The organism is Actinoplanes sp. NPDC026670, assembly GCF_040638175.1.
Lineage (GTDB): Bacteria > Actinomycetota > Actinomycetes > Mycobacteriales > Micromonosporaceae > Actinoplanes.
In genome coordinates this window covers 1-1,901 of record NZ_JBEZXU010000167.1, presented here as the reverse complement: position 1 = coordinate 1,901, position 1,901 = coordinate 1, and the positions used below count along the sequence as shown (strand labels likewise).

Annotated in this window: 2 protein-coding genes; one reads left to right on the top strand and one right to left on the bottom strand. The window is 67.5% G+C overall.

From position 1 onward, the window contains the following. Positions 1-441: 441 nt before the first annotated feature. Positions 442-978, bottom strand: a complete 537-nt coding sequence (locus AB0E94_RS52760) for a hypothetical protein (protein WP_357095862.1) — start codon at positions 976-978, stop codon at positions 442-444. 241 nt (positions 979-1,219) lie between these two features. Between AB0E94_RS52760 and AB0E94_RS52755 the strand changes: the two genes are divergently transcribed. Next, positions 1,220-1,345, top strand: coding sequence for a hypothetical protein (locus tag AB0E94_RS52755; protein WP_357095859.1), 126 nt, complete (start codon positions 1,220-1,222; stop codon positions 1,343-1,345). Positions 1,346-1,901 lie beyond the last annotated feature (556 nt).

Sequence of the window (1,901 nt, the reverse complement as noted above, 5' to 3'; positions counted from 1 at the left end):
GACCTGCGATTCTCTTCAGATCACCGCCCTGCCCTATGTTGCATCTAATGCAATTCCGCACAAAATGGCGGGTGATGGATAGCGGTCCGGCAGTGGCAGGTCCAGGTGTGGTGACCTCGATGGGTGTGTGGAGGTGGGCACGGGCAGGGCGTCCAGGAGACCTGGTAGCTCCCGGCAGTAAGCGGGTGCCGGTCGAGTCCAGAGCAGCGGGCTGGGACGGGAGCCGTGAACTCGCGACGACCGTCGCGGGTGAGGCGGACATGGTGGGCGAGGGCGTCGCAGTGCGGACAGACCGGCACCGGCCCCACGGCGTTCGGGCGGATGCGGCCGTGCACGTGGCAGGTCCAGTCGCCAGCGCGCAACGCTGGCGTCAGCCGGCCCCAATCCACGGTCATCCTGACGACGCTATCGGGCAAGCGGTCCTCATGCCGCAAGGCCCTGCTAAACGGCGGTGTCGGGCCGCGTCCCGGCCGACTCGTCCAGGCGACGCCGGTACCACGAGGCCGCGAGGAAGGCCGCGAGCACGCCGAGAATCGCCGAGCTGATCCCTGCAGTCGTGCGGACCGGTCCAGTGCCGACCCAGGAGGCAACCAGCGCGACCGCCGCCAGCACCGCACACACGATCGCGGTCCTCGGCAGCCGGTCTGGGCTCGGGGGCGGTCCCGTCGGTGGTCGCTGCACCAGCAGGACCTGGGCGTCCTGCGGGTCGATGCTCACCTGGTACCCAACCTGCTCTAGGACCTGCTGATAGCGCTGCACGGTCTCGGGGAAGCGCGTGCCGCAGTACGAGACGACGAAGGGCTCAGTACCGTCCTGGCTGGTGTTGGCACCTTCGACGGCGAACCCGTCGAGGTGACGCTCGTCGAAGTCGACGAACCCACCTCGGCGCAAGGCCCGCCGGATCGCCTCCGCGTCGCAGTCTCGCGGTGACCACAACGGCCGCTGGCCCTTGCCGTACCCGAACTCCGGATCATCCATGACCGTCACCGTACCGATCGTTGTCTGATCTGTATTCATAGCTCATGCCCGGAGAGACGGGCACGGGTGCGCCGTACCTCTGTCGTGGACGGACGTTAAGCTAGTTCTGCAATGCACTGCACGACCCCGACACGTCTCGAAAACAGTGCGCCGGACACCCCGGGCCGCACATTTACGAGTCGGAGGTAGGGCAGTGAGGCAACACAGATGGTGGTGGCAGAGACTCCTGCGAGGGAGGTCGATGCCGCTTCCGACGGGTCGGCAGCGCAAGCGCTGGCTGGCGGTGGGCGAGGTGGTGGCCGTGATCCTGCGGATCGTCGCCTCGCTGGTGATGCTGATCAACGGCATCGACACCCCGGACAGGTGACGCGATGCCGGCACCTGCGGGGAAGCGGAACGGTCCCCATCTCATGGCACGAGATGAGGACCGCGTGACGCTGCAGGCGAACTAGTACCACCCGTTCATCTGATCCACCAAGGCGGTCCCGGAGTTCCCGCTCCGGGGCCGCCGCTCTTTCCAGCGGTTCGACAGTCGGTTCACTGTCTAACGCGCTCGATAGGATTCTACTACTTACAACGTCATGCGTGTTATTACGGTGCCCCTCCCTGCCAGCCTTTTTGCGTTCGTCGAAGTCACGGTCGGATACCGTACTCGGCTCCGACAGTCGTAATCCACGATCACTCACGTTGTCCTGCATGGTCTTGGGGTTCACGACGAGGTCAGTCGAAGATGCGATCGACGACGGCGGCCTGCTCGGCGGTGCGGGCGCGGAAGTAGCGGGCGGTGGTGCCGAGGGAGGCACGGCCGAGCAGAGCCGGGGCGGGGGCGGCGTGGGGGCGGAGGGGCGGGGGGGTGGTGTGGGGGGTCCGGGGGGGGGGCTGGCGGGGGGGTCCGGGGGCGGGGCCCCCGGTGCGGGCGGGGT